Here is a 24,971-nt window from a genome sequence, read left to right on the forward strand (position 1 = left end):
TCCGATGCCAATACATTATCCTAATGGTAAGCCATACCAAGCCAAGGCGCAAACCGCACCGGCTGCCGTCGAATATGGCGGTCGCGGCATGACGCTGGAACAAGCGCTTAACCAAAGCAACGACTATTACTTACAGACGCATCAAGCAGTGGTGTACAAAAAGCCCACCCCGATCCAGATCGTCAAGGTCGATTACCCTCAGCGCAGCCAAGCTGTCATTAAAGAAGCGTATTTCAAAACACCGTCGACCACAGACTACAATGGCGTTTATCGCGGTTATTATTTGGACTTTGAAGCCAAAGAAACCAAGAATAAAACCAGCTTCCCGCTGAAAAATTTTCATCCGCATCAGATCCGGCATTTTGCCGACTGTCTGGGTCAATCCGGGGTGTGCTTTGTCGTGATGCGCTTTGTCACCTTGAAGCGCCTGTTCGTTTATCCCGCTAGCGACTTGATCGATGATTGGCAAGCCGCACAAACGACTGGCCGCAAATCGATCACGCTGACGAAGATCAAAGCTGACGGGTTCGAATTGCAACCCAAGCTTCAACCGCCGATCCCGTATCTGCATGGCGTCGACTGGTTAATTCAAACAAAGGTAGGAATCTCTCATGAGTAAAGCAGCCCCTTCTCGGGTAGCGCAGCGCCGCAAGCGTGCGCCTAAATCGAATCGCCCTAAGCGTTGGGTCACCGTGTTGAAATGGTTAGCGATCGCGTTTGTCGTTGCCTTTTTAGCGGGGATCGCCTTATTTGCTTGGTACGCCAAAGATGCCCCGAAAGTCAGCGAATCAGTGCTTCAAAGCGGTGGCAGCTCGATCATCTATGATGCCAAAGGCACCGAGCTGACATCTTTAGGCGTGGAAAATCGCGTGTACGTGACTGCCAATGAGATTCCCCAATCGCTTAAAGACGCAGTGGTATCGATCGAAGACCGGCGTTTTTATAAGGAAAAATTCGGGGTCGACCCGATCCGGATCGCCGGCGCCTTCGTCAACAACGTCACCGGTAAAAGCGATGGCTTGCAAGGCGGTTCGACTTTGACGCAGCAATTGATCAAGCTGTCGGTGTTTTCCACCAAAGCCAGCGACCAAACCATCAAGCGTAAGGCTCAAGAAGCTTGGCTGGCGATGCAAGTCGAACAAAAATACTCTAAGTCGCAAATTCTTGAATATTACATCAACAAGGTCTGGATGGACAACAACCAATACGGGATGGCCACCGCAGCCAAGTACTACTTCAGCAAAGAGCTCAAGGATCTGACCTTGCCGCAAACTGCCTTGCTTGCTGGGATGCCGCAGTCACCTGCCGGCTATGATCCTTACACGCATCCGCAAGCGGCTAAAGAACGCCGCGACGCCGTGATCTCGGCGATGCAGCGCGACAACAAGATCACCGCCGCGCAAGCAACCAGCGCTAAGGCGACGCCGATCAACAGCGGCTTAGTGCCGCAAAAAACCACCACTGCAATCAGTACCAATGATAAGGTGATCGACTCTTACCTCACCTCAGTCATCGCCGAAGTCAAAAAGAAGATGGCCGTCAATCCGTACACCGCCAACCTCAAGATCTACACCAACGTTGATATGGATGCGCAAAAGAAACTTTACGACATCGTCAATACCAACAACTCGGTTTACTTCCCAGACAACAAAATGCAAACTGCCGTCACGATGACCGATCCCAATACTGGGCGCGTTATCGCCCAAATCGGCGGTCGCAAAACGGGTGATGTGCGCTTAGGCTTCAACCGCGCCACCCGCAACACCCGTAGTAATGGATCGACGATGAAACCGATGATGGATTACGGTCCAGCGATCGAATACCTGAACTACTCGACTTATGAACAACTGATGGACACGCCATACACTTATGGCGGTACTGATAAGCAGCTGTACGACTGGGATAAACAATATCAAGGCCGCATCTCGATGCGCAAAGCTTTAGTCGGTTCTCGTAACGTTCCGGCGATCCGCACCTTGGAAACTGTCGGCGTTTCTCGAGCCTTGAACTTCCTTAAAGGCTTAGGGATCACGTTGCCAAAAGATCAACAATTCCTTTCCAACGGGATCGGCGCGGCAGTCACCACTGAACAAGAAGCCGGCGCATATGGTGCGTTTGCTAATGGCGGGACCTATTACAAACCGTATTACATCAACAAAGTCGTCGCAAGTGACGGCACCGTTACCACCTTCAAGGCTACCGGCGCGCGAGCAATGAAGTCCAGTACCGCCTATATGATCACAGACATGCTCAAAGGCGTTTTGACCAGTGCTGAAGGGACTGGGACCGCGGCAAAAGTCAGCGGCCTTTATGAAGCTGGGAAAACCGGGACCACCGACTATTCCGACGCCGAACTGGCAGCTAACCCAGCACTCAGCGGCACCGGGATCTCAAAAGATTCATGGTTCACCGGCTACACCAAACAACGTGTGATCTCTGTTTGGACCGGGTACGACAAAGCCACCACTGCCGGCCTCAATTATGATCAACAAGAAATCGCCCAGAAGATCTACAAGACCTTGATGGCCTATGAATATAACAACGACTCAAATCTCAGCAACTCGGATTGGACCAAGCCAAGTTCGGTCTTAGTCGAACACATCTTGGCTGGCAGCAACCCAGGTACGGCACTGACCGGCTCGACAGCAGGCACGACGCGCGAATTGTATGTGCGCGGGTATGGACCAAGTTCCAAGACTGCCGCACCAGATGCTGAATCAGCCAGCTCCAGTGCTTCCAGCACCACTTCGACCAGCTCCAGCTCAAGTACCGTCAGCTCGAGTTCCAGCAGCATCATCAGCTCCTCAAGCTCCAGCATCGAAAGTGTCATTGAAAGTTCCAGCGCGGCGACGAGTTCTGCTTCCAGTGCCCCAGCTCCGGCTGAGTCTGCAAGCAGCGCGACGGAATCAGCGCAACCTTCACCACCGCAACGCTAGCACGTTAAAAGGGCGTCCACCATTTGATTTGGTGGACGCCTTTTTTTGCGGTTTACGCAGGGGTTATGCTTCTGGGAAATACCATACCGGTGCGGTCTGACAGAGGCTTGAGAAGCCGTATGCCGCATGATGTAAACGCGATCACCCAAGGCAACGGGGGTGCGTGCTAACCAGTCGCGCCGTCCGCCGGCTGTGCCGACTGCCGTCACACCTAATTAGCCCGACCCCCTAAATGCGCCTTGGTTCACGCTCTGATTAAACGCGATCACCCAAGCAACGGGGTCGCGGGTAAGTCATCCCAGTCACGTCGCGTGCCGCGACGCACCCAGGCTGCCTTATCCACACCCCTATGCCCGCTTGGGTTCACGCTCTGCTTTAAACGCGATCACCCAAGCAACGGGGTCGCGGGTAAGTCATCCCAGTCACGTCGCGTACCGCGACGCACCCAGGCTGCCTTACCCACACCCCTAAGTGCGCTTGGGTTCACGCTCTACACGACAAAGACACGTCGGGTTTCCCGCTGACGTGTCCTGGCGGTTCACCTGTTTGGCAGGTGCGCGGTTTGCCGAGCCGCGAATGGCTTTATGCCAAGGTTTAATTACGTTGCCCGTTGCGATTAGCGGGGCTTTTGCAGGTCGCCTTCCTGATGAGGGTTTAGCTCACCTGGTTGGCGACGTTATCTCCACACGTCAGGCCAGTGCCCAAAAAAGTTCTGGGCCATCTTAAGGGTCTACCCTTTAGCGTTTGCGAGGTCCGGTTACCCGGCAGGAGTCCCCGCTGTTAAAGAACGGAAAAACGTATGATGTGTACCAGCACCATATCCGTTCCCATGATCGTGAGGTCAGTATACCATGTTTTTCCGATAATGGAACCCCTTTTTCAAATTATTTTTGCGTTTGATCTAATCATAGACCAATATCCTTGATCTGCCGCCATTTGGCCAACGAAAGTTATTTTTTCACATATACCAAAACAATTTAATTATATAAAATCGCCGCAACCATCAACTACTATATACAAGGATCCGCACCAAGTTGGCAAGCGCTGCGGCACTGACCATCCTCGAGTCCTTTGCCAAGAAATCAAAAAACCGCCACGGTCTAGCGACCGTGACGGTTTGATCAGGAGCTTAAGCTTCAAAAGCCGCCTGTAATGGTGGTACCACTTGCTTCTTGCGGGAAACGACTCCTGGCAATGCTAAGCGGCCATTGGCATCAAATTTCGCGTTGAATGCCGCTTCCAGCTTGTCTTTGCCTTCACCAAACGCTAACCCGGTAGAGTTAGAGTTCAAGATATCTGTCGCCACTAATAAGAACAGATCATAGCCATTCTTTTCAGCTTCTGCTTTCAAGTTAGCTTCAATATCTGCTTGACGAGCGTAGATCTCTTCAAGGTCGACCACGTTGACTTGGCCGATGCGGACGGTTTTGCCACCCATGTCAAAGGACTTGGCATCGCCTTGGGTAATATCAAGATCGGACTTCGCCGCCAAGTTGGTCCCGGCTTTGAGCATCTTCAAACCATAATCTTCCAGATCGATCCCGGCGATCTTAGCCAATTCTGGTAAGATCTTGCGTTCCAGATCTGTGGTGGTTGGGCTCTTCAACAGCAATGTATCAGACACAATCCCAGACAACATCAATCCTGCGAGTTGGGCAGAAATGGTGAAACCTTTTTCTTGGAACATCTCATAAATGATCGAGTTCGTGCTGCCCACTGGTTCTGCGCGAATGAACAATGGTGCAGCCGTTTCAAAATTAGCAAAGCGATGATGATCAACTACGGTCAAAATCGTTGAATCAGCGCGATCAGCAACGGATTGTTGCGCTTCGTTATGATCGACCAGCATCACATCTGCACCGTTAGCGGCGTCGATGACGCGCGGTGCCGCTTGCTTGAAGAAATCCAAAGCGAACTTGGTTTCATCATTGAGACTGCCTAAAGCAACCGCCTCTACATCGGTGTTGCCAGATTGGCGCTGGAATTCCGCCCAGCTCATGGCACTGGTGACGGCATCCGTATCAGGATTTTGGTGTCCAAAAATCAAAGTGGTCATTAGTCTGATTACTCCTTTAGTTGATTGCGCCGCGATTTGCGAACGCTTTACTCATTAAGTGTAACACGGTTCTGCGCGACCCGCGACAAGTAATCTTGATCTAGGAAATATTCGTCGAATGCGTGCAAAAATTGCGCCACGCGCGGGATCTCATCTTTGCCTTTGCGATAAACAAACGCCAACTCAAAATTGATCGCAGGCTCAAAAGCCACCGCATGCGCATGGATCTGATCATGATGGGCCTGATAGAAACTATTCGGCAGTGCCGTGTTTACACCAGTGTGATTCAAAAATTGCGTCAGCTGATAAGGCGTGGTGAATTGGGCGACGGCATGCGGGTAATCGACCATGCGGTTCTTATAGGCTTCTTTGAGTAAATGGCTCAAGAAATAATCTTCTGGATAAGTCACCCAAGGCGAATGCAAGGTGTCTTTGAAATGCACTCGCTTACGGTTTGCCAGCTGGTCATCATGATGCAAAAAGACCAGCTGCTCGTCGATGATCTTCTTGGAAGCATATGGCTTCCAGTTTTTGATCGTATCGTCTGGCAAGTACATGATCGCCAAATCGACTTGGTTATTCTCCAGCTTCTCCCAGATCTCATGGCGGGTCATCATGCGCAGCGCCACTTCCACATCAGGATTTTGCTTGTAGTAATCAGCGATGAATGCCGTAAACGCAGAGTCTTCAACTGACGCCAACAACGCGATCTGGATCTTGCCAGTGGTGGCATCAGTGGATTGTTGGATCTGATCAGTGGCTTGATTCAACACGTCATAGATCTGATGGGTCGCTTTTAACATCGTGCGTCCAGCATCAGACAAGTGCAATTTCTTGCCCACAGAATAAAATAATGGCGCCCCGACCGTGCGCTCAAGCTTCTTGATCTGTTGGGTCAATGCCGGCTGCGTGATGCCTAGTAATTGCGCGGCTTGCGTGTAGTTCATGGTGTCGGCGAGTTGCAGGAAATACGTCAGCGTCTTGGACGAAAAAATGCTTTCTTGCTTGGTCTTCATGGCGAACTCCTTTATTTATCCTTCTCTCACCCAATAATAAGTTAAATTAAAAAAAGAAGCAACTGAAAAGTTGCTTCTTTCTTATAGTAGAGCTAAGAAATTACTTTGTTGGCTTCCAAGTCTTGTAACCGTTATAGTCCGCGGTGTGCAAGAGCTTTTCAGCGTTGCGGATGCGGTCTGGCGTTGGTGGCTCGATGCCATCCAGCGGATAAGCGATCCCTAATTCGTTATACTTTTTAACGCCTAAAGTATGGTATGGCAATACTTCGACTTTTTGGACGTTATTCAAGGTCTTGATGTAATCGCCTAATTCAGTCAGGTAATTATCATAATCGGTCCGCTCAGGGACTAAGACATGGCGGATCCACATGTCACAGTTGTTAGCCGACATCCACTGGATCATATCCAAGATGTTTTCATTACCAAACCCTGTCAGCTTCTTATGCTCAGCAGAGTTGATGTGCTTGATGTCAACCAAAGAAATATCGGTCACTGCCATCAACTTCTTGAACTGGCTAAACCAAGGTTCGTCGCGTGTGAACGGGTTGCCTGAAGTATCCAAGCAAGTTGAAATACCGCGTTGCTTGGCTTTAGTGAACAAGTCCAACAAGAAATCGATTTGGACCAATGATTCCCCACCAGAGCATGTGATGCCACCGGTGTCACCCCAAAACGCTTTGTAGCGTTGGGCATCGTCTAAGACCTGATCAGCAGTCATTTCATCACCGACACCAATATTCCAAGTGTCAGGGTTGTGACAATACTGACAGCGCATCCGACAGCCTTGCAAGAAGACGGTAAAACGGATGCCAGGACCATCAACGGCGCCAAAGCTTTCGACGGAGTGGACGTATCCTTTGATAGGACCTTGCGCTTCAACAGCAGCTTGATCAACGACATTGACTGGTGCATCGGTGTTGTCGAATAGTTTCATGGTTATTCCCCCTATTGCGATTCTGCCTAAAAGCGAGAAGCAACTTCTCGCCTTTAGGCAAAACGGGAGCCACATGGGCTCCCGCTGCATGACTGTGTGGTCGTTAAACCAGATTACATTTCTTCGAAGAAGGTCCGGGAAATGACATCGTCTTGTTGTTCCTTGGTCAGATCTGCGAAGTATACGCAGTAGCCAGAAACACGAACGGTCAATGTAGGATATTCTTCTGGGTGCTTTTGCGCATCGATCAAAGTCTCCTTGTTGAAGACGTTGATGTTCAAATGCATCCCGTTGTTTTCCATATAACCATCGATCATGTTGACCAGAGTATCCTTGCGGGTCTCGTCATCGTGACCAAGGGTGTTAGGGGTAACGCCAAAGGTGTTGGAAATCCCATCAGTTGCATAGTGATAAGGGATCTTCGCGGTGGACATCAAGGATGCCAAAGCACCGTTCTTTTCAGCACCGTAAGCTGGGTTAGCACCAGGTGAGAATGGTTCGCCCTTTTGACGGCCATTAGGTGTAGTACCAGTGTTCTTACCATAAACGACGTTAGACGTGATGGTCAAAACAGAGGTAGACAGCTTAGCGTTGTGATACAGATGATGTGTGTTCATCTTGCCGTAGAACCACTTGATGAGCCACTTAGCAATGTTGTCGGCACGATCATCGTTGTTCCCATAGCGAGGATAGTCGTCGTTTTCAACTTCGAAGTCAACGGCAACACCCTTTTCATCACGAACTGGGTGAACCTTGCCATACTTGATGGCAGAGATGGAATCAACCGCATGGGAGAAACCAGAGATCCCGGTTGCAAAGGTGTAATCGAGGTTGGTGTTCTTCAATGCCAATTGTGCAGATTCGTAGTAGTACTTGTCGTGCATGTAGTGGATCGCATTCAAAGCGTTGACATACACGTCAGCCAGCCAGTCAGCTTGCTTGGAGAACTTCTTCATGAATTCATCATAGTCGATGACGTCAGAAGTAATCGGTTCGGTTTCAGGACCAACTTGGGTTTCACCAATTTCGTCCATGCCACCGTTGATCGCGTATAAGATGGCCTTAGCCAAGTTAGCACGGGCACCGAAGAATTGAACCCCGTCAGCGATCGGTTGTGCAGATACACAGCAAGCAATGCCGTAGTAGTCTGTGCCCCATTCGGTCCGCATCAGATCATCGTTTTCGTACTGGATGGTCGAACTGGAAATGGAAACTTCAGTTGCATAACGCTTGAAACCTTCAGGCAATGCGGAAGACCACAACAAGGTGATGTTTGGTTCTGGTGCAGCGCCCATGTTGTCGAGGGTCTTCAAGAAGCGGAAGGCCGTCTTGGTGATATGATGACGACCGTCAAAGCCGACACCGCCTAAGGACAAGGTTGCCCAGATCGGGTCGCCAGAGAACAGATCGTTGTATTCGGTCGTCCGGATGAAGCGAACCATCCGCAACTTCATAACCAAATGGTCGATCAATTCTTGGGCTTGTTCTTCGTTGATCACACCGCGCTTCATATCGCGTTCGATGAAGGCATCGATCGTGGTATCGATACGGCCAACAGACATCGCAGCCCCGTTTTGGGTCTTAACTGCAGCCAAGTAGCCGAAGTAGATCCATTGGATAGCTTCTTGCGCGTTAGTTGCCGGCTTGGAAATGTCGTAGCCATAAGAAGCAGCCATCTTCTTGATGTCGTTCAAAGCCTTGTATTGATCGTTGATCTGTTCACGCAGACGGATCACATCGTCGGTCATTTCGCCGTCGCCAGTGTGTTCGAAATCGTAGAACTTGTCAGCCATCAACTTGTCGATCCCATAAATCGCGATCCGTGGGAAGTCGGCAACGATACGGCCACGGGCGTATGCATCTGGAAGACCGGTAACGATCTTGTAGTGACGCGCCTTGCGCATATCCGGGGTATAAACATCGAAGACCCCTTGGTTATGTGTCTTATGATATTCAGTGAAGATCTTGTGCATTTCTGGATCTGGCTTGTAGCCGTATGCTTCCAAAGCATCTTCAGCCATGCGGATACCACCAAATGGCATGAACGCACGCTTGAATGGCTTGTCAGTTTGGATCCCAACGATCTTTTCAAGATCCTTGTTCAAGTAGCCAGGGCCATGACTGGTGATCGTTGCGACAACCTTTGTATCAGCGTCGAGGACACCACCGTTAGCACGTTCTTGCTTCTTCAGGTTCAAAACCTGATTGTTCAAGATCGTTGTTGCTTCAGTAGGACCGGCGAGAAAACTCTCGTCCCCATTGTATTGGGTCAGGTTGTTTTGGATGAAGTCACGGACATCAACCTCGTCTTGCCATCGTCCACCATTGAAACCTTCCCAGTAATCTTTGAGCTGGGACTTGTCTAGCTGTTTCATCTGAAATGCCTCCTAAAATGTGATTACCATGTCACAGATTTTACATTCTTAGTATAACACGTCACATGGATCTTGCAAGCACTTTCTTTAGCTTAATATCAATTATTCGATTTCTTTTCACCGCATGGGGTGAAACCGGTTTTCCGTTTGGTTCTTCACAGAATAAAAGGTACACAAGCGCTGTGAAACCGAATCTGTTCCACGAAAGGTATTAATACAGTTTTGCGTTTTTTGTACCAGTACACAGACCCTTGCAAAATGATATAGTCTCATGAAAAGGCTGTCATAGCGCGAAAAAGACGCCCTAGGATCGGACGCCTTTTGGTCTTATGCACGCTTTTGCTGTTGTGTCTTGTACGTATTCATAATATCAATCATATCTGCTTCAGAAACCAGGTCGGTGCGATCGGCCACGTTTTTGAAGATCGGGAAGATCACCTTCATCATATTACGGTCAACAGTGTACCCCATTTCATTGAACTTGTTCATGACCGCATGCGACCCGGACAGCTTGCCCAGCGGCAGCCGTGAGTGCATTCCTACAGATTCTGGGGTGAGGATCTCGTAAGTCTGGTGGTTCTTTAAAAAGCCGTCTTGATGGATCCCTGATTCATGCGAGAACGCATTGGCGCCCACGATCGGCTTATTTGGCCCTACGGCGATGCCAGAAGCGTTTTCCACGATTTCAGACATATGCTTGGTGCGCTTCATTTGGATCCCAGTTTCGGCGTTATAGTAATCACCACGCACCGCGATGGCCGCCGCCACTTCGATCAAATCGACATTGCCGGCGCGCTCGCCTAACCCATTGACGGTGCCTTGGATTTGAGTGGCACCATTTTTGATCGCCGCCATCGCGTTGGCCATCGCCATGCCCAGGTCATTGTGGGTATGCGCAGCCCATTCGATGTCATCGAAGTGCTTGATGTGCGCCTTCAGGTTGGCAAAAATCGCCCCGAATTCTTCCGGATCATCATACCCGACCGTATCCGGAATGTTGATGCAATTGGCCCCAGCATCGATCGCCGCTTGCACCGCTTCCACTAAGAAGTCTGGTTCTGTGCGGGAAGCATCTTCTGGCGAGAATTCAATGAAGTCGACTTTGGACTTGGCATAAGCCACATCACTGCGGATGGCAGCGATCATTTCTGCTTTGCTCATGTGTAATTTGTATTCACGGTGGATCGGGCTGGTGGCGATGAAGGTGTGCAGCATTTGATGCGGTGCCGGGGCGATTGCTTCGGCCACAGCATCGATGTCTTTGCGTACCAGCCTTGCCAAGCCGGTGACGGTGGTTTTCTTGATGGTCTTGGCAATGGCATTGACGGCTTTGAAGTCTTCAGGGCTGGCAATTGGGAAACCGGCTTCAATATAGTCGACACCCCATTCTTCTAGGGCCTTTGCGATCGCAACTTTTTGTTCAACATTGAAGTTGACCCCAATGGTTTGTTCCCCGTCACGCAGCGTGGTATCGAAAAATTTAACTTGTTTCTTCATATTAAAACCCTCCAGATAGATTGTGTCTTATGTAGAAAAACAAAAAAGAGGCTAACTAAGCGTCTTAAGACGCCTTGCTAGCCCCATGGAATGACTAGCCATCGCTTGGTTAACGATGGCATTGCAGCCATCGCTTAGTCGATGGCCGCATCCAAAAATGCCGCGATCGACTAAAGCAACAATCGATCACGCAACAACGCGGAAGCAACTAACATTGATCGGCTAATAATGACTTGATTCATGATAATGACCTCCACTTGTTTGATGAGTCTTAGATTAAATGATTCTCACAATAATGTCAATAGTTTTAACCAATTTCTTTTCAAAACGCCAGACAATTGTGCAAAAGTGCGTTGCGGTTGGTCTTCCGCCGCCAAAAAAACCGCAGCGTGACAACTGTCACACTGCGGTTTCACGCCGCATCTTCCAGGTACCCCGCTGATGTTATTGGGCGTCCGGGATATCTAAAACTGTTTCTGGGTGCACATAAACTGGCGTGCCTTGGGTTTCCACATCGATCACAAACGAGCCATTTGAGTAGCGATCCCCATCTGGGCTTGCATTCGGATCAAGCGGGATCACGGTATCGCTATCAGTGAGCACCTGCAAGGTCGTGTTGGCATCGACTTGCGTCATCGCCACGATCCGATGCGGATTCTTCTTCAACTCGCGCAAGATCATCAAGCCGCGCCGGGCGCGGGTGCTGATGCCCATTTCTTTAAGCTTCATTTTCTTAAAGGCGCCGCGTTGGGTCAAGATCGCTACTTCAGTCGCTTCTGGATCTGCCGCTAAGATGAAGCTGACCACGCGATCGCCGTCTTTGAGATCAACGCTCTTCACGCCAGTCGCGCGGGCACCGATCACGGACACTTCTGCCAATGGGAACTGTAAGCCATAGGCATGGTTGGTCGCCGCAAAGACGGTGAGCTTGTCAGCGGCCGCAACAAAATACGCATTGGTGACGAAGGCGTCTTTGGCTTTGAGTTTCATCCCCACCATCGCGCGGCTCTTATAGTTGCGCTGCGGCTGCATGTCGGCCAAAGCCGTTTGTTTGATATAACCGTCGCTTGACCCTAAGACAAAATGACCCGTCGCAGACAAGTCGTCGAACCCAAAAGCAGCGATCACTTGCTCATCAGTGCTGATCCCGACCGTTTGACTGAGATGCTCGCCGGCGTCTTTCCAGCGCGTGTCGGTGATCTCATGGACTGGTCGGTAAATGACGTTGCCTTTGTTGGTGAAAATGTACAAGTGCTGCAAGGTGCCCATTTCCGCCTTATAAATGGCAAAGTCATTGTCCTTCAACCCATTGTCTTCGGCGTCCACCGCTTGATAACTGCGCAAGGAACTGCGCTTCAAGTAGCCATCGCGCGACACTAAGACCATCACTTGTTCATCAGCCACAGTGACAGTCGTATCGACTTCTAAGGCCTCGATTTCAGCTTGAATGCTGGATTTGCGGTCATCGCCATAGGTTTTGGCGATCGCCGCCAATTCCTTTTCGATCACTTGATCGCGCACTGTAGGGTCATTTAGGATCTGGTGGTAGCCGGCGATTGCTTTAGCCAATTGGGCAGCTTCTGCTTCTAAGGCCGTGATATCCGTATTGGTCAAGCGATACAGCTGCAAGGAAACGATCGCTTCAGCTTGTGCTTCCGAAAAGTCATAGGCGGCCACCAAGTTGTGCTTGGCATCCCCTTTGTCTTTACTACCGCGAATGGTTTTGATCACTTGATCTAAAATCGAGATCATCTTGATCAAGCCTTCAACGATGTGCTGACGCGCGGCGGCTCTTTTCAAATCGTATTCGGTGCGCCGAGTGATCACATTGCGCCGGTGGGCGACATAAGCTTCCAGCATCGGCTTTAAGCCCAGCTGCTTAGGCTTCATATCGGCAATAGCAACCATGTTGAAGTTATACGAGATCTGCAAATCGGTGTTCTTGAAGAGATACGTTAAGATGCCATCAGCATTGGCTTCTTTTTTCAGTTCAATGACCACGCTTAAGCCGAAGCGATCAGATTCATCGCGCACTTCAGCGATCCCATCGACTTTTTTGGCGACGCGCAATTCATCGATCTTCTTGACCAAGTCCGCCTTGTTGACTTCATAAGGCAGCTCAGTGACCACGATCTGCTGCTTGCCGCCGCGGATCTCTTCAGTATGGGTCCTAGAGCGCACCACGATCTTGCCGCGGCCGGTTTCATAGGCTTTTTGGATCCCTTCGACGCCTTGAATGATCCCGCCAGTGGGAAAATCCGGGCCTTGGACGAATTTCATCAACTGCGCCAAGTCAGCGTCCGGATGCTTCAGCAGATATAAGATCGCATTGATCACTTCCCGCAAGTTATGCGGCGGGATATCCGTGGCATAACCTGCCGAGATCCCAGTGGCACCATTGACCAAGAGATTCGGAAAGGCCGCTGGCAATACCGTCGGCTCTTGCGCCGTGTCATCGAAGTTCAACACCATATCCACGGTGTCTTTGTCGATGTCTTTGAGCATTTCACCAGCGATCTTTGCCAACCGCGCTTCGGTGTAACGCATCGCAGCTGGCGGATCGCCATCCATCGACCCGTTGTTGCCGTGCATTTCGATCAGCGGTGCGCGTAATTTCCAGTCTTGGCTAAGCCGCACCATGGCTTCATAAATCGAGCTGTCGCCATGCGGGTGATAATTCCCCATGACATTCCCAACAGATTTAGCCGACTTGCGAAACCCATGATCATAGGTGTTGCCATCTTGATTCATGGCAAACAAGATCCGGCGCTGCACCGGCTTAAGGCCGTCACGGACGTCAGGTAACGCACGTTCTTGGATGATGTATTTCGAATAGCGGCCAAAACGCTCACCCATCACCTGCTCCAGGGTCATTTCTTGTATCTGATTTGCCATGGCCTATTTTTTCCCCTTTCGCAGTTGTTGTTTGATCTTCGCCGCCCCAAATTGCATGTTTGCATGGTCAACGGTTTTGGTTTCCAGGATGCTGCCATCGTCATCCAAGTCGAATTCGACATTGTTTTCGATCCATTCCCGCCGCGGTTCGACGCGATCGCCCATCAAAGTCGTCACGCGTCGTTCGGCTAAGGCCCCATCTTCCACCCGTACCCGGATCAACGTCCGCGTTTCTGGGTTCATAGTGGTTTCCCACAGCTGGTCAGCATTCATTTCCCCTAACCCTTTGAACCGAGTCAAGGTGTAGCCTTTGCCCATTTTTTTGGTTTCAGCTTCCAACTCTTCATCCGTCCAGGCATAGGCGATCTTCACGTTGGCCCCTTTGCCTTTTTGCAGGCGATACAGCGGCGGCAAGGCGATATAGACCTTCCCTGCGTCCATTAACGGCCGCATATAGCGATAGAAAAAGGTCAACAGCAAGACTTGGATATGCGCCCCATCGGTATCGGCATCGGTCATGATGATGACTTTGTCGTAATTGGCCGCCTCCACGTCAAACTCTGCCCCCACACCAGCGCCGATGGTATAGATCATCGTGTTGATCTCGGCGTTTTTGGTGATGTCGGCTAACTTGGCCTTTTGAGTGTTCAAAACCTTCCCGCGCAACGGCAAAATGGCTTGGAACTTCCGGTCGCGCCCTTGCTTGGCGGAACCACCAGCAGAATCCCCCTCGACCAGGTACAATTCGTTTTTCTTCGCATTTTTCGATTGTGCCGGGGTCAGTTTGCCGGATAACAAGCTGGAGTCTTTCTTCTTGCGCTTGCCATGCCGGGAATCATCCCGGGCACGCCGGGCAGCTTCGCGGGCTTCACGGGCTTTGATGGCTTTGCGCACCAGCTCTTGAGCGGCTTCGCCATTTTCCATCAAATAAAAGCTCAGTTGCTCATAGATCACTGAATCAACGACCGAACGCGCTTGTTGGGTGCCAAGTTTGCCTTTGGTTTGGCCTTCAAACTGCAAGATCTCTTCTGGGATCCGCACGGCTAATACACCGGCTAAGCCTTCGCGCACATCTGAGCCTTCGAGGTTTTTGTCTTTATCTTTCAACAAGTTGACTTTGCGGGCAAAATCGTTGAACGCCCGCGTCATCGCGCTGCGCAAGCCGACTTCATGGGTACCGCCGTCGCCAGTGCGCACGTTGTTGACAAAGCTGATCAAATTTTCTGAATAACCGTCATTATATTGGCCGGCAAAATCCACGACGATACCGTCTTTGGTGCCTTCAAAATTAAACACCGGAGATAATGTGTCGCGGTCTTCATTCAGATACTTGACGAAGCTGACCAGTCCATCTGGGTAATGGTATGCTTCAGATCGGTCGGTGCGCTCGTCAGTCAAGGTGATCGTGATGTCTTTTAATAAAAACGCTGATTCCCGCAAGCGTTCCGCCAGCGTATCAAAGTGATAGGTTGTGGTGGTAAAGATCGTCGGATCTGGCTTGAAGGTAATCGTGGTGCCATTAGGTTCGTTGACCTTGCCTAACTTGACCAAGGTGCCGTCTGGATGGCCGCCATCGATGAAGTGTTCTTCAAATGCATGCTTATCCCGCACCACGCGCACCGTTAACGACTCGCTTAGCGCATTGACGACACTGGAGCCGACCCCATGCAAACCACCGGAGGTCTTATAGGAATTCTGATCGAATTTCCCCCCAGCATGCAACACCGTCAAGATCACTTCGATCGTTGGCTTGCCAGACGGGTGCATCCCCGTTGGCATCCCCCGACCATGGTCTTGCACGGTGATCGAGTTGTCGGCGTGGATCGTCACCGCGATGACGTCACCATATCCGGCCAACGCTTCATCTACGGCGTTGTCGACGATTTCATAAACCAGATGATGCAAGCCGCGGGTATCCGTAGAGCCAATATACATCCCTGGCCGCTTCCGCACGGCTTCTAGACCGTGCAGGACTTGGATCGATGAATCCGTATAAGCTGAACCTTGCGTATCCATTCAATTCTCCCTCTCAAAAAAAGCATTATCTCTAGAGTACACCTTGATACCACGCGATTAAAAGCGCAACTTTGCGCACGCCGTGGTCAAACAACCCCAACTATTTTACGCGTTGTCGCCACACCCGTCAAAAAATGCTACAATACAGCTACTGAAAGGAGTGGCACGTTTGCGATTAGCCTTAAGCTTTATCTTGGCTTACTTGATCGGCTCGATCCCCAGTGGGGTCTGGGTCGGCCAGTGGTTCTTCCACCAAGACATCCGTCAAGCTGGAAGCCACAACATCGGCACCACCAACGCCTACCGCGTCTTGGGCCCGGTTGGCGGCACCATTGTTTTGATCATGGACATCCTCAAAGGCACCTTGGGCGCAAGCCTGCCGATACTTTTGGGGATCCCGCAGCACTGGCTGGTTTTGATCGTGGGCTTAGCCGCCGTGGCTGGTCACACATTTTCGATCTTTATCGGCTTCAAAGGCGGCAAGGCCGTCGCCACCAGCGCCGGGATCTGCTTGGCGTATGACTGGCACTTCTTCTTGATCGCCTGCGCTGTGTTCCTCAGCTTGGTCTTATTGACCAGCATGGTCAGCGTGGCATCAACCTTAGGTATGGGAATCATCACGGTGTGGAGCTTGTTTTATCACGACTGGCTGTTGACCGCCGTTGCGACTTGCTTGTGGGTGGTCTTCTTGGTCCGCCACAAAGACAACTTCGCCCGCATCAAAGCCGGCACCGAAAACATGGTGCCCTTTGGCTTAGGCCAGTATTTGCGACAGCGACGACTCCAACATTGATCGATCCAACATACGACCCAGCATAAATTCAACCTGCGAGTGAACTCGCGGCATCAACAAGGGCGTGCGACCAATTGTCGCACGCCCTTTGTTTGGTTGGAATTTATCGTCGAGCTGCGGGGCGCAACGGCATTGCGTCTAAGCCATCCCGGTCACGGTGCGTGCCGCACCCAGGCTACCTTAGTCTCATGCCTAAAACCGCAGAGCTCCGCTTTGGTTTAGAAGATCGCGATGCTGTAGCTGTGGTCGAAGACGGCACCGGGTTCTAAGCGATTGATGCCTAGCTTGCGCGTTAAATCACCGTCAGCGTCGATCGGATCGGCGATGCCCCACCAAGGTTCGATGCAGACAAAATCCCCAGTGGTAGGATACGGGCTCCAAACGCCTAAAAATGGCGCATCTGGAATCGTCACTTCAACCCCATGCCGCGTTTTTTCAGACCGGATCGAAAAAATCGTTTGGCCTTTGAGTTCATAGATGATCGCATCGTTTTTGAACAGCGCATGACTCAATTGTTGGTTGACGTCTGTGGCAGCTAAGGTGCGGTGAACATAATCGATCCCTTCGCCAGCTTTTAACGGAATAGTGACCCGCGACTTGCGCGGCTTGAATTCAAGATAGTAATCATCAAATTCGGTGTCGTCTGTCAAGGGCACGTTAAACCCAGGATGGCCGCCAATACCAAAGTACAGCGGGGCTTGGGTATCCGGGTTGATGACGTTGTAATTCACGCTGACCGCATTATTTTCCAAGGTATAAGTCAACGTCAATTTGAAAGCAAACGGATACTGCTGATGGGTCTGCTCATCATCGGTCAACACGAAGCTGATCGCGGTGGCCGAAACGTTTTCTGCCGTGAATTCGCGATCACGCGCAAAACCGTGTTGGGTCATGTGATACGTCTGCCCAGCATAGGTATACTGATCATCCTTCAAGGCCCCAACGATCGGAAATAGCACTGGCGCATGCCGCTTCCACACAGCGGGATCGGCTTGCCAGTTATATTCTTGTCCAGTGTGGTTGTTGATGATGCTGGTGATCTCAGCGCCTTTAGGCTCGATGGTCACCGTCAAAAAATCGTTTTGCAATGTATACGCCATGCTGAAAACTTCCTTTACGTGATTAAAGTATGAACCGCGTCATGTCCTTATCTGCCGCGATCTCGCCGATTTTATCTTGCACATATTTAGCCGTAATGGTGATGTCGCCCATTTGCATGTCAGGGCCTTCATACAAGATATCTTCCAACAACTTCTCCAAGATCGTGGCCAAACGCCGCGCCCCGATGTTGTCGGTGTCGCGATTGACACGAATGGCGATCTGCGCGATTTCTTCGATGGCTTCTTTGGTGAAAGTGACATGCACCCCATCGGCGCCGATCAACGCCATATACTGCTTGACTAAAGCGTTGTCCGGTTCCGTCAGAATACGCACGAAATCGGTTTCTGTCAAGTCGTTCAGTTCAACGCGAATCGGGAAACGTCCTTGTAATTCTGGGATCAAGTCAGATGGCTTAGCGGTCGCAAACGCCCCTGAGCCGATGAACAAGACATGATCGGTGTTTAACGGCCCGTATTTGGTGTTGACTTGTGAGCCTTCAACGATTGGCAAAATATCGCGCTGGACCCCGTCACGAGAGACTTCTCCGGCGGTTTTCTTGTCGCCGGAAGCGATCTTGTCGATTTCGTCGATGAAAATGATCCCGTTGTTTTCAGCCGCTTGAATCGCATCATGATAAATATCGGCGTGATTGACCAACTTATCAGATTCTTCTTTGATGAAGACTTCACGAGCTTCTTTAACCGTCATGGTCCGCTGCACGCGCTTTTGCGGCATCAGGTTGCCAAGCATCTCACCCATGTCGATGCCCATTTGGCCGTACATGTCATTCATGCCGGAGCCTTTTTTCTCATCGGCAACCGTCACCGTCAATTCGCGGTCTTCCAACAGCCCTTTTTCCAGTTGTTCCGCCACCGACAAGCGCTGGTTGCGAATGTCATCGGTGACCTCTTCATCTTCTTTAGGCGCTTGCGGCAGATTGCCATTTTGCAAACCTTGCAACATGCTCATCATGTCTGCCATCGGGTTGCCGTTTTTCTTTTCTTTCTTGATGGCCGGCACCAGCAGCTTGACTAAGCGCTTGTCCGCTTCTCGCCGAGCACGCGCCCGGACATTGGCAAATTGTTTTTGCTCTTCCATCGCTACTGCCACGTCTGCCAAATCGCGCACCATGGATTCCACATCGCGGCCAACGTAGCCGACTTCGGTGAATTTGGTTGCTTCGACTTTGACAAATGGCGCGTTGACCACATTTGCCAGCCGCCGTGCAATTTCGGTTTTACCGACACCGGTAGGCCCGATCATCAGCAAGTTTTTCGGCGTGATCTCTTTTTGCATCTTATCAGACAGCTGCATCCGGCGGTACCGGTTGTACAACGCCACCGCCACGGCGCGCTTGGCGTCATCTTGGCCGATCACATAACTATCGAGTTCTTGAACGATTTCTTTTGGGGTTTTAACCATATGGACCTCCATGGATCATCTGGATTTTTTTGAATGGGTTTCGTCGAGCTGCGCAAAGCAACGGGGTCGCAGATAAGTCATCGCACCACGCTATGGCTGTCGCCATAACGCGTCACGCTGCCTTATCCTCACCCCTAAAATCGCTTTGCTCCGCTTTGGGGTTATTCGTCGAGCTGCGCATGCCAACGCGATGGCGTCTAAGCCATCCCGGTCACGGTGCGTGCCGCACCGCGCCCAGACTGCCTTACCCACATCGCTAAACCCGGCATGCTCCGCTTTGGGGTTATTTAAAGCTTTCGACGATGATGTTGTGGTTGGTGAAGATGTCGATACTGCCGGCGATGTCGATCGCGGCTTTGGCGATGTCTTCTGCAGCCATGTCGGTGTGTTGGATCATGGCCATGGCCGCGGCTTGGGCGTAGTTGCCGCCAGAGCCGATGGCGACCACGTCTTCGTCTGGTTCGATCACTTCGCCATTGCCAGAAACCAATAAGAGATCATGCTCGTCCATGACGATCATCATCGCTTCCAGTTTTTGTAAAGTCTGATCTTTACGCCAGTCTTGCGCTAATGCCACAGCAGAACGCCGCAGGTTGCCAGCATGCGCTTCCAGCTTTTTTTCAAACCAATCTTGTAACGTGAAGGCATCAGCGACCCCGCCAGCAAAGCCGATCACGACTTTGTTGTTGAAGATCCGGCGCACTTTTTGCGCGTTGCCTTTCATGATCACTTTTTCGCCTAAGGTCACTTGGCCATCGCCGGCAATAGCGGTGCGGCCGTTTTTACGTACTGCTGCAATTGTTGTCATTAATAAGGCTCCTTTTTAAATTAAAGCATGTCCCTAGTTTAACGTGACAAGGTGTCATAGGCATCAGCCTTGGGTCCTAATTATGCTTTGGATAATACTTCATATAGTCAGTTTTAAGGTGTTCGGTGGTCATATGCGTATAGATCTGAGTCGTCGATAAGCTCGCGTGTCCCAATAGGGCCTGCACCGAGCGCAAGTCGGCACCATGATCAAGCAGATGGGTAGCAAAAGAATGCCGTAACATATGGGGATGGATGCCGCTGGTCAGGCTGGTTTTTTTCACCAGTTGATCTAATAAGTACTCGATCCCCCTTGGCGTGATCGGGCGGCCATGTTGATTGACGAAGACGCGATCATGATTTTGATCCAACTTGGCCATCAAGGTTTGGCGGCCGTCGCCAAGATATGTGTGCAAGGCTTGCTTGCAATAGCTGCCAAAGGGCACATAGCGATCCTTGTTGCCTTTCCCATGGACTAATAATAACTCGAGATCAAAATCGATCTGGCTCAAGGTCAAATTGGCACATTCGCTGACCCGGATCCCAGTACCATAAAGCACTTCCAGTACTGCACGATTACGTTGATCTAACGGGGTCGGCCCATCGACCACCGCAAACAGCTCTTGGATCTCTTGTTCATAAAAAAATTGAGGCAAGTGATGGTGGCTCTTGCGCGTTTCGACCAGTTCAAAGGGGTTGACCTTGGCTTGGCCGATGCGGATCAAATACCGATAAAAGCTCCTCAAGCTGCTCATTTTGCGCGCGACTGAGCTGCGTGCCAATTGCTGATCCGCCAGATGCGTCAAATACGTTGAGACATCTAAGTGATCGACGGCTTGAAAACTTGTGAAGCCGCCGTTTGCTCGCAAAAACGCCACAAAGGCATTGATGTCTTCCTCGTAAGCCTTTTTGGTCTCTGGCGAATAGTGCCGCTCAACCAACAAATACTGGAGAAATGCCGTCACATCTTGCATCTGCTCACCTCCATTAAAACCTTACCATACTTTATTACGCGTCACAAAAAAACCACTCAGGCTAAGCCTGGGTGGTGGTTTGCGCTTGCATTTCAGCAGCTTGAAAGGCACTTAATGTGGCCAATGCCCGCTCTGCGATCGCCGTATTGCGTTCAAGTTTGTTTTTCACCCGTTGGGGCAAGCCTGGCATGATACCAAAATTGGCATTCATCGGCTGAAAATGCCGCCCATCGGTATGGGTAATGTAATTGGCCATTGCCCCGATTTGTGTGGCTTTGGGAAAAATCAGCGGGGTTTGGCCTAAGGCTTGCCGCGCCGCATTCAACCCGGCAACCAACCCGCTGGCCGCAGATTCAACATAACCTTCCACACCGGTCATTTGCCCGGCAAAGAACAACCCCTCACGCTGTTTAGACGCGTAACTGGCTTCAAGAACTTGCGGCGAATTCATGTAAGTATTGCGGTGCATCACGCCATAGCGGACGAATTCGACATTTTCCAACCCTGGGATCATTCGGAAAACGCGCTTTTGCTCGCCCCACTTCAAATGCGTCTGAAAGCCCACCAGATTAAACAAACTGGCTGCGGCGTTATCTTGGCGCAGCTGCACGACTGCATATGGATCTTTGCCGGTACCCGGATCCGCCAATCCCACTGGCTTCAGCGGGCCAAACAGCATCGTTTTGATCCCGCGTTGGGCCATCACTTCGATCGGCATGCACCCTTCAAAGACTTCCAGTTTTTCAAAATCATGGCCTGCAGCCACTTCGGCATGCACCAGCGCCTCATGAAACGCCATGAACTGTTCTTTGTCCATCGGGCAATTCAGGTAAGCCGCTTCGCCTTTATCGTAGCGGGATTTCTTGTACACCACCGAGTCGTCGATGGTGTTGGCGTCGATGATCGGCGCGGCAGCGTCAAAAAAGTGCAAGCCTTCTGCGCCATTCAACGCCGCGATCCGCTTGGCCAACCCCGCCGCCGTCAGCGGGCCAGTGGCGACCACGGTGATGCCATCAGGAAAATCGGTCAATACTTCATTCACGACGGTGATCCGGGGATGCTGGCGGACTTTTTGGGTGACCAACTCGCTAAAAGGCTCGCGATCAACCGCCAACGCCCCGCCTGCTGGCACCGCCGTCGCATCGGCACAAGCCATGATCACAGAATTCAATTGGCGCATTTCGGCTTTTAATAAACCAACGGCATTGCTGAGCTGGTTGGCACGCAAGGAATTCGTGCACACCAGCTCAGCAAAGTTGGCCGTATGGTGAGCAGGTGTCGTCGCCACCGGACGCATTTCATAAAGGGTCACATCAACACCGGCATTGGCGATTTGCCACGCGGCTTCACTACCGGCTAAACCGGCGCCAATCACGTTCACTGTGGGCATAGTCATTCCTCCATCGCGCCATAATAGCGCTTTCTTATTGGGCCAAAAACACGGGGCGCACCGGTATTAGCGGTGGTCCCTGTGTTTGCGGAAATTGAATGGTTGGGGTTGATGATTTGTTGAGGGGCGTTGCGCTCTAAGTGCGGCTAGCTGCGCTTAGGGTTATTCGTGGAGCTCCGCTAGCCAACGGGGCCGCAGATAAGCGATCCCGACGCGGTACGGCTGCGCCGCACCGAGCCAGGCTCGCTTATCTTCACCCCTAAGTACGGCTAGCTGCGCTTAGGGTTTCTCGTCGAGCTCCGCTCCGCAACGGCATTGCGCATAAGTCGTCTCGGTCACGACGCGTGCCGCGCCGCACCCAAGCCGCCTTATGCCCATGCCTAAACCCGCGGTGCTGCGCTCTGGGTTTTCGTCGAGCTCCGCTAACCAACGGGGCCGCAGACAAGCGATCCCGACGCGGTACGGCTGCGCCGCACCGAGCCAGGCTCGCTTGTCTTCACCCCTAAGTACGGCTAGCTGCGCTCTGGGTTATTTTTGTGCGGCTTCTTTGTAGTCGCCGTTGGGACAGATGACTTGTTTGCCGCCGCGGGCCTTTTTTTCGACCAAGTAATGACCGCACTTCGGGCAGTCGCGGCCAACGGGTTTGTCCCAAGAAACGAAATCACAATCTGGGTACCGATCGCAACCGTAGAAGATCCGGTTCTTTTTGCTCTTGCGTTCGACGATCTGGCCTTTGTGACACTGCGGGCACAAAACGCCGATTTCCTTCACGATTGCCTTAGTGTTGCGGCAATCAGGGAAGCGCGAGCAGGCGTAAAACTTGCCGTAGCGGCCAAGTTTGATCACCATTGGCGCACCGCAGATGTCACAGTCAAACCCAGCTGGTTCATCTTTGATCTGGATCTTTTCGATGCCTTCTTCGGCATGGGCGAGTTCCTTTTCAAAGGGATGGTAGAACTGGTCGATGACCTTGACCCAAGGCATTTTGCCTTCTTCGATACTGTCCAATTCGCCTTCGACTGTCGCGGTGAATTTGATATCCACGATATCTGGGAAGAATTCGCAGATCAAGTCGTTGACGATCTCGCCGAGCTCTGTGGGTTCAAACCGCCGCGCGTTGAGCTTGACGTAGTAGCGTTTTTGGATCGTTTCGATCGTTGGCGCATACGTTGACGGCCGCCCAACCCCATTTTCTTCCAAGGCTTTGACCAGGTTCGCTTCTGAATAGCGAGCTGGCGGCTGGGTAAAATGCTGTGCCGGATCGGTTTTGACTAAATTCACCTGATCGCCAACGACCAGGTCTGGTAACAGGTTGTCTTTTTCATCTTGATCCCGACTGGAAACATACAGCTTGGTGAAACCTGGGAACTTGGTTTGGCTCCCATTGGCGCGGAAAATGGCGCCATTTTGTTCGATTGTCATCGCCACGGTATCGATCACTGCCGGCGTCATTTCGCTGGCGACAAAGCGGCTCCAGATCAAGCGGTAAAGCTTCATCTGGTCTTTGTCCAAGACCTTCTCTAAGCTTTCTGGCGTACGCAAGGTGCTCGTCGGCCGGATCGCTTCATGGGCGTCTTGGGCGCCTTCTTGCAGCTTGCCTTGCCGGATCTTGACAGCGGCATAGGCTTCGCCATATTGCTCGTGAATGAACTTCGACGTTTCCGTCTTGGCCACGTTAGAAACTCGCGTGGAGTCCGTCCGCATATAGGTGATCAACCCTACGGTGCCGAGCTTGCCGCCAAGGTTGATCCCTTCGTACAGCTGCTGGGCCAACATCATGGTTTTGCGCGTGCGGAAGTTCAACTTGCGGTTGGCTTCTTGTTGCAAAGAACTGGTCGTAAAAGGCGCTGCTGGGTAGCGTTTGCGTTCCTTTTTAACCACTTTGGTGATGTCAAATGGGCCTTTGCGGTCGATGCCTTTTAACACCTGTTGCACGGCGTCGTTGTTCTTCAACGCCAGCTTCTTGCCATTCATCCCATAAAAACTGGCCGCAAACTTCTTGCCGGTGCCTTTTTTAAATTCGGCATCTAACGTCCAATATTCTTCTGGAACAAAGGCGCGGATCGCATTTTCCCGATCAATGATCAGCTTCAAGGCGATACTTTGCACCCGGCCGGCAGAAAGGCCTTTTTTGACCTTCTTCCATAACAACGGCGAGATCGAATACCCTACCAACCGGTCCAACACCCGGCGTGCTTGCTGGGCATCTACCAGGTTCATGTCGATGGAACGGGGCGTTTTGAACGCATTTTTAACGGCGTCTTTGGTAATTTCATTGAACACCACGCGGTTTTTGCCTGCTGGATCCAAATCCAAAATATGGCTGACATGCCACGCGATGGCTTCTCCTTCACGGTCCGGATCGGCTGCGAGGTAGATGTGTTCAGCTTTTTTAGCATTCTTTTTGAGATCCTTGATCACATCGCCTTTGCCGCGGATCGAAATATATTTCGGCTGATAATTATGCTCGAAATCGATCCCCATTTGACTCTTTGGCAAATCGCGAATGTGCCCTAAGGACGCGACGACCTTATAATTGCGGCCGAGGTATTTTTCAATGGTTTTAGCTTTTGCTGGCGATTCCACGATGACCAAATTCTTGGCGGTCATGTTCGCCCTCCTTTCGTTGAGCGGGCTGCTCGAAAACAACAGCTATCATATTCTAAGGCTTTCAGCTTTGTCAAATGACGAAGTGAAAAATGGACCCTGCCTTACTGGCTGAATTCGCCTTTTACCACTGCTGCTTCGCTAAACAGTAT

16 protein-coding genes are annotated in these 24,971 nt (G+C 51.2%); 3 read left to right on the plus strand and 13 right to left on the minus strand.

Features of this window, described 5'->3' with window-relative positions; genetic code table 11:
* Positions 1–4: 4 nt before the first annotated feature.
* Positions 5–619 carry a Holliday junction resolvase RecU gene (gene recU / locus EKM91_RS09145; protein ID WP_125753087.1) on the plus strand — a complete coding sequence of 205 codons (615 nt, stop codon included), beginning with the start codon at positions 5–7 and terminating at the stop codon, positions 617–619.
* Positions 612–2,936: a PBP1A family penicillin-binding protein gene (locus EKM91_RS09150; protein WP_125753090.1), complete on the plus strand. Its 2,325-nt coding sequence runs from the start codon at positions 612–614 to the stop codon at positions 2,934–2,936. The genes recU and EKM91_RS09150 overlap by 8 nt, the downstream gene beginning before the upstream one ends.
* Before the next feature lie 1,129 nt (positions 2,937–4,065).
* Here the strand turns inward: EKM91_RS09150 and EKM91_RS09155 are convergent.
* The 7 genes from EKM91_RS09155 to parE all read right to left on the minus strand — a co-directional run bounded on the left by EKM91_RS09155 (position 4,066) and on the right by parE (position 15,725).
* Entirely contained in the window at positions 4,066–4,992 is a 927-nt protein-coding gene (locus EKM91_RS09155) for a manganese-dependent inorganic pyrophosphatase (RefSeq protein ID WP_125753093.1), read from the minus strand.
* Between the two features lie 47 nt (positions 4,993–5,039).
* On the minus strand, positions 5,040–6,008 hold the full coding sequence (locus EKM91_RS09160) for a LysR family transcriptional regulator (protein WP_125753096.1): 969 nt from the start codon (positions 6,006–6,008) through the stop codon (positions 5,040–5,042).
* Between the two features lie 100 nt (positions 6,009–6,108).
* Entirely contained in the window at positions 6,109–6,942 is an 834-nt protein-coding gene (pflA, locus tag EKM91_RS09165) for a pyruvate formate-lyase-activating protein (RefSeq protein WP_125753099.1), read from the minus strand.
* A gap of 113 nt (positions 6,943–7,055) precedes the next feature.
* A complete protein-coding gene (gene pflB / locus EKM91_RS09170; protein WP_125753102.1) occupies positions 7,056–9,317 on the minus strand; it encodes a formate C-acetyltransferase in 2,262 nt (753 codons plus the stop codon).
* Positions 9,318–9,644: 327 nt separating this feature from the next.
* On the minus strand, positions 9,645–10,814 hold the full coding sequence (locus EKM91_RS09175; protein ID WP_125753105.1) for a 2-isopropylmalate synthase: 1,170 nt from the start codon (positions 10,812–10,814) through the stop codon (positions 9,645–9,647).
* Between the two features lie 444 nt (positions 10,815–11,258).
* Positions 11,259–13,709, minus strand: a complete 2,451-nt coding sequence (parC, locus tag EKM91_RS09180; RefSeq protein ID WP_125753108.1) for a DNA topoisomerase IV subunit A — start codon at positions 13,707–13,709, stop codon at positions 11,259–11,261.
* Positions 13,710–13,712: 3 nt separating this feature from the next.
* Positions 13,713–15,725: a DNA topoisomerase IV subunit B gene (parE, locus tag EKM91_RS09185; RefSeq protein ID WP_125753111.1), complete on the minus strand. Its 2,013-nt coding sequence runs from the start codon at positions 15,723–15,725 to the stop codon at positions 13,713–13,715.
* Positions 15,726–15,894: 169 nt separating this feature from the next.
* Here parE and plsY point away from each other — a divergent pair, with 169 nt between their 5' ends.
* Positions 15,895–16,518, plus strand: coding sequence for a glycerol-3-phosphate 1-O-acyltransferase PlsY (gene plsY, locus EKM91_RS09190; protein ID WP_125753114.1), 624 nt, complete (start codon positions 15,895–15,897; stop codon positions 16,516–16,518).
* A gap of 218 nt (positions 16,519–16,736) precedes the next feature.
* On the opposite strand, the gene EKM91_RS09195 is transcribed toward plsY, so the two are convergent.
* From EKM91_RS09195 to topA, 6 genes are all read right to left on the minus strand, one after another.
* Positions 16,737–17,618 (minus strand): aldose 1-epimerase family protein, encoded by an 882-nt coding sequence (locus EKM91_RS09195; RefSeq protein ID WP_125753117.1) that lies wholly within the window; start codon positions 17,616–17,618, stop codon positions 16,737–16,739.
* 22 nt (positions 17,619–17,640) lie between these two features.
* Positions 17,641–19,041 (minus strand): ATP-dependent protease ATPase subunit HslU, encoded by a 1,401-nt coding sequence (gene hslU / locus EKM91_RS09200; RefSeq protein ID WP_379896497.1) that lies wholly within the window; start codon positions 19,039–19,041, stop codon positions 17,641–17,643.
* 283 nt (positions 19,042–19,324) lie between these two features.
* Positions 19,325–19,849, minus strand: coding sequence for an ATP-dependent protease subunit HslV (gene hslV, locus EKM91_RS09205; protein ID WP_125753123.1), 525 nt, complete (start codon positions 19,847–19,849; stop codon positions 19,325–19,327).
* 76 nt (positions 19,850–19,925) lie between these two features.
* Positions 19,926–20,822 carry a tyrosine recombinase XerC gene (gene xerC, locus EKM91_RS09210; protein ID WP_125753126.1) on the minus strand — a complete coding sequence of 299 codons (897 nt, stop codon included), beginning with the start codon at positions 20,820–20,822 and terminating at the stop codon, positions 19,926–19,928.
* Between the two features lie 61 nt (positions 20,823–20,883).
* Positions 20,884–22,212, minus strand: coding sequence for a methylenetetrahydrofolate--tRNA-(uracil(54)-C(5))-methyltransferase (FADH(2)-oxidizing) TrmFO (trmFO, locus tag EKM91_RS09215; protein ID WP_125753129.1), 1,329 nt, complete (start codon positions 22,210–22,212; stop codon positions 20,884–20,886).
* A gap of 528 nt (positions 22,213–22,740) precedes the next feature.
* Entirely contained in the window at positions 22,741–24,822 is a 2,082-nt protein-coding gene (gene topA, locus EKM91_RS09220) for a type I DNA topoisomerase (protein ID WP_125753132.1), read from the minus strand.
* Positions 24,823–24,971 lie beyond the last annotated feature (149 nt).

The organism is Lacticaseibacillus baoqingensis, assembly GCF_003946165.1.
GTDB lineage: Bacteria > Bacillota > Bacilli > Lactobacillales > Lactobacillaceae > Lacticaseibacillus > Lacticaseibacillus baoqingensis.

Coding starts and splice junctions, on each gene's coding strand:
- recU (WP_125753087.1), top strand. CDS start 5: ATGCCAATACATTATCCTAATGGTAAGCCATACCAAGCCAAGGCGCAA.
- EKM91_RS09150 (WP_125753090.1), top strand. CDS start 612: ATGAGTAAAGCAGCCCCTTCTCGGGTAGCGCAGCGCCGCAAGCGTGCG.
- EKM91_RS09155 (WP_125753093.1), bottom strand. CDS start 4,992: ATGACCACTTTGATTTTTGGACACCAAAATCCTGATACGGATGCCGTC.
- EKM91_RS09160 (WP_125753096.1), bottom strand. CDS start 6,008: ATGAAGACCAAGCAAGAAAGCATTTTTTCGTCCAAGACGCTGACGTAT.
- pflA (WP_125753099.1), bottom strand. CDS start 6,942: ATGAAACTATTCGACAACACCGATGCACCAGTCAATGTCGTTGATCAA.
- pflB (WP_125753102.1), bottom strand. CDS start 9,317: ATGAAACAGCTAGACAAGTCCCAGCTCAAAGATTACTGGGAAGGTTTC.
- EKM91_RS09175 (WP_125753105.1), bottom strand. CDS start 10,814: ATGAAGAAACAAGTTAAATTTTTCGATACCACGCTGCGTGACGGGGAA.
- parC (WP_125753108.1), bottom strand. CDS start 13,709: ATGGCAAATCAGATACAAGAAATGACCCTGGAGCAGGTGATGGGTGAG.
- parE (WP_125753111.1), bottom strand. CDS start 15,725: ATGGATACGCAAGGTTCAGCTTATACGGATTCATCGATCCAAGTCCTG.
- EKM91_RS09195 (WP_125753117.1), bottom strand. CDS start 17,618: ATGGCGTATACATTGCAAAACGATTTTTTGACGGTGACCATCGAGCCT.
- hslU (WP_379896497.1), bottom strand. CDS start 19,041: ATGGTTAAAACCCCAAAAGAAATCGTTCAAGAACTCGATAGTTATGTG.
- hslV (WP_125753123.1), bottom strand. CDS start 19,849: ATGACAACAATTGCAGCAGTACGTAAAAACGGCCGCACCGCTATTGCC.
- xerC (WP_125753126.1), bottom strand. CDS start 20,822: ATGCAAGATGTGACGGCATTTCTCCAGTATTTGTTGGTTGAGCGGCAC.
- trmFO (WP_125753129.1), bottom strand. CDS start 22,212: ATGCCCACAGTGAACGTGATTGGCGCCGGTTTAGCCGGTAGTGAAGCC.
- topA (WP_125753132.1), bottom strand. CDS start 24,822: ATGACCGCCAAGAATTTGGTCATCGTGGAATCGCCAGCAAAAGCTAAA.